General features: G+C 74.5%; 4 protein-coding genes. All 4 read left to right on the forward strand.

What is annotated here, in order from left to right; all coding sequences use genetic code 11:
* Positions 1–123 precede the first annotated feature (123 nt).
* The 4 genes from ACFXPL_RS35950 to metF all read left to right on the forward strand — a co-directional run bounded on the left by ACFXPL_RS35950 (position 124) and on the right by metF (position 3,471).
* On the forward strand, positions 124–654 hold the full coding sequence (locus ACFXPL_RS35950; protein ID WP_384927377.1) for a cupin domain-containing protein: 531 nt from the start codon (positions 124–126) through the stop codon (positions 652–654).
* A gap of 4 nt (positions 655–658) precedes the next feature.
* A complete protein-coding gene (locus ACFXPL_RS35955; protein WP_384927378.1) occupies positions 659–1,279 on the forward strand; it encodes a hypothetical protein in 621 nt (206 codons plus the stop codon).
* Complete coding sequence (locus ACFXPL_RS35960; protein WP_384927379.1) at positions 1,276–2,337, forward strand: PrsW family intramembrane metalloprotease; 1,062 nt, start codon at positions 1,276–1,278, stop codon at positions 2,335–2,337. The genes ACFXPL_RS35955 and ACFXPL_RS35960 overlap by 4 nt, the downstream gene beginning before the upstream one ends.
* Before the next feature lie 189 nt (positions 2,338–2,526).
* Positions 2,527–3,471 (forward strand): methylenetetrahydrofolate reductase [NAD(P)H], encoded by a 945-nt coding sequence (gene metF, locus ACFXPL_RS35965; protein WP_384927380.1) that lies wholly within the window; start codon positions 2,527–2,529, stop codon positions 3,469–3,471.
* Positions 3,472–3,509 lie beyond the last annotated feature (38 nt).

The following is a 3,509-nucleotide window of genomic DNA, read 5'->3' on the forward strand; positions in this document are numbered from 1 at the left end:
CCCAACTCCCCCCGAGACAAACCCGTCCCACTCCCCCACCGACTCCACCGCCCCCCGCCCGCCCCCCCCCCCGGGGGGCCCCCCCGCGTCCGTAAGTCCCCCCCCACCGTCCTGGAGCAGCACATGACCCATGTGATGCCGTCCGAGGGACTGATCGTCCCGCCGGGCGGAGGCACCACCATCCTCACAGCGGCACAGCAGGTGACCTTCAAGGTCACCGGAGCACACTCACAGGTGTCCTCCAGCTTCGAGGTCGTCGTGCCGCCCGGGTTCGACGTCGGCGCCCACCGGCACACCCACAGCGAGGAACTGTTCTACGTCCTCGACGGCGAACTGGACGTACTGGCCTTCGAACCGAGGGCGCTCAGCGAGGACTGGCGCCACTGGGAGTCCGCCTCCGGGCTGAAGTCCGTACGCGCCACCCCGGGCACCGTCATCGTCGTACCGCCCGGCTGCCCGCACGCCTTCGCCAACCGGGGCGGGGAGCCCGTCAGGATGTTCTTCCAGGCGTCCCCGCCCTCCGACCACGAACGGTACTTCGAGGAACTCCTCGACATCCTCAAGGAAGGCGGCACCCCCGATCCCGCGGCCATCGCCGATCTGCGCCGGCGGTACGACATCGAGCAGCTCACCCCGCTGCGCCACGACGCCTGACCCGATGGACCGCGCACCGGAGGACCGGCGCCCGCCCGAGGACCCGCCCCATGCCGGCCGGAGCCGGGCGCGGCCCCGGCTCGCGGTCCTCGGGGTGCTGCTCGTCGTCGCCGCGCCGACGGCCGGCTGGCCGCTGATCGACGGGGTCCTCGGCGACCGCGAACGGGTCGCGGCGGGAACCGTCCTGGAGCTGGGCCCCGACGACGAGGTCGCCGTGCTCCGGGTGACGGGGCGCGGCTGGGCGCTCAGCAAGTCCTCCAGCGACCCGGCCATGGCGTACGCGCTCTCCCGCGACGGCGTCGACCTGGCGGCCCGGTACGTCCCCCTCACCGGGGCGGCGGACCCCGCCGCCCTGTGGAGCGGGCTGCGCAAGGTCCAGTCCGTAGCCGACAGCGGCAGCCGGCTGGGCGCCGGGCGCCGGATCGCCGGGGCCCGGGGAGCCATCGGGCGGTCGGGGAGCCTGACGGGCGGGGGCCGGGCAGGGACGGCCACCGTCTGGCTGCCGCCGGGCCGGGGCTACGCCGTCGAGATCGTCGTGCTGGCACGGCCCGGCGCCTCGCCCGGCGCGGTGGCCGACGCCACGGCCATGGCCCGCGGCCTCACCTTTCCCCGGGGGGCGTCGTGACCGCGCCCGTCACCGCACCCCCGGCGGCCTCCCGGCTCCGGTCCCTGATCACCTCCGTACGCGGATCCTGGCGACGCCGGCCGGCCGGCTGGGCCATCGGCGCCCTGTGCCTGCTCGGCCTCCTGCTGCTCCTGCACGGCTTCGGCCCGGTCATCCGGGTCTTCCCCGGCCCCGCGCTGCTGGCCCTCGTCCTGCTGGCGCTCACCGTGAGCGTCGGAACGGCCGTCCTCGGGCGGATCCGCCCGTTCCGGCCGCCGCCGTCGGGCTGGGCCTGGAGCGGGGTCCTGTGGGGCGCCACCGCCGCGGCCGGCTGCGCCGTCGTCGCCAACACCGGGCTCCAGGGCATCTGGTACAAGTCGGCCGGGATCGGCTTCGGTTCCCGGTGGGGCGCCGCGCTCACCGCGCCGCTCAACGAGGAACTCCTCAAACTCTCCGGTGTCGTCCTGATCGCCCTCGCGGCCCGGCCGCTGGTACGGGGCCCGCTGGACGGGTTCTTCCTCGGCGCCTTCACCGGTCTCGGCTTCCAGGCCATGGAGAACTGGACGTACGCCATGAACGCCATCCTGCTCGGCGGGGGAGTGCGGGGGAGCGCCGACGTCAGCCAGTCCTTCGTCACCCGGGTCGTGGTGACGGGGCTCGGCTCGCACTGGGCGATGAGCGCCGTCGCCGGGACCGGCGTCGGCATCCTGCTCGCCCACGACGACCGCCCGCCACGCCGCAGGATCGCCCCGGCGGCGGCCTGCGTCCTCGTCGCGATGTCCATGCACTGGCTGTTCGACGCGCCCCTGCTGGACTCCGCCGCGGGGCTCGGCGCCAAGGTGGCGGTCAACTTCCTCCTCGCCCTCGGCTTCTTCCTCGTCCTGCGCCACCGGGCCCGGCGCCGGGCCCGCGCCTTCCTGCTCTCGCCGGGGACCCCGCTCTCGGTCGACCTGCTCACCCGCGGCTCCCGGAGCCGCGCCCTGCGCGGGCTCCCGCCCGCGCGCCGCCACGCCGCGGAGCAGCGCGCCGCCGCCTACCTCGCGGTCGTCGAGGAACAGGCGGTGCTGTGGCGCCCGTAACGCCGGTGTGACGAGATGACCGGACCCGATCGTGCGGAGCCGAACTCCGCTTCGTCCGCGGCCGGTTGGTACGTTCCGCGGCGCCGGTGATCAGACTGTGGTCACGCCCGCTGACGGACGCGTATCACGGCTAGTGTGTGCGGACCGTACGCGTCCACGCACCGAGCGACTCCAGGAAGGACCCCCTCCATGGCGGCAGAGACCGCGGACCGTCCCCACCACGCACGGCAGAGCTCCCGGGCCCTGCCGGCCGGCGACGGGCCCTCGTACTCCTTCGAGTTCTTCCCGCCGAAGACCGAGGCGGGGGAACGCACGCTGTGGAACGCGATCCGCCGGATCGAGGCGCTCGCGCCGTCCTTCGTCTCCGTGACCTACGGGGCCGGCGGCTCGTCGCGCGACCGGACGATCGAGGTCACCAAGCGCATCGCCGCCGAGACGACGCTGCGCCCGGTCGCCCACCTCACCGCCGTCGGCCACTCGGTGGCCGAACTGCGCCACATCATCGGCCAGTACGCCGACGCCGGGATCCGTGACGTCCTGGCCCTGCGCGGCGACCCGCCCGGCGACCCGCGCGCCGACTGGGTGCCCCACCCGGAGGGCTTCGCCCAGGCCGGTGAACTCGTCACCCTGATCAGGGAGCTGGGGGACTTCACGGTGGGCGTCGCGGCCTTCCCCGAGCGCCATCCGCGCTCCGCCGACTGGGAGAGCGACATCCGCCACTTCGTCGCCAAGTGCCGGGCGGGCGCCGACTACGCCATCACCCAGATGTTCTTCCACGTCGAGGACTATCTGCGGCTGCGTGACCGGGTCACGGCGGCAGGCTGCACCACGCCGATCATCCCGGAGATCATGCCCGCCACCGACGTACGGCAGATCCGCCGCTTCGCGGAGCTCAGCGACGCGCGCTTCCCCGACGAACTGGCCGGGCGGCTCGAAGCGGCCAAGGACCGGCCCGAGGAGGGGCACCGTATCGGCGTCGAGTACGCCACGGCGATGGCCGAGCGGCTGCTCGCCGAGGGCGCCCCCGGCCTGCACTACATCACCCTCAACCGCTCGACGGCCACGGCGGAGATCCACCAGAACCTGGGGGTGGGCGTACGGCGCGACCGCGCCCTGGCCGCCGCGCCCCACTGACACGAAGGGGCGGGGGACGGGCGGGAACGATCCCCGCC

The sequence above is a fragment of the Streptomyces sp. NPDC059092 genome (assembly GCF_042756365.1).
Lineage (GTDB): Bacteria > Actinomycetota > Actinomycetes > Streptomycetales > Streptomycetaceae > Streptomyces.

Coding starts and splice junctions, on each gene's coding strand:
- ACFXPL_RS35955 (WP_384927378.1), top strand. CDS start 659: ATGGACCGCGCACCGGAGGACCGGCGCCCGCCCGAGGACCCGCCCCAT.
- metF (WP_384927380.1), top strand. CDS start 2,527: ATGGCGGCAGAGACCGCGGACCGTCCCCACCACGCACGGCAGAGCTCC.
- ACFXPL_RS35950 (WP_384927377.1), top strand. CDS start 124: ATGACCCATGTGATGCCGTCCGAGGGACTGATCGTCCCGCCGGGCGGA.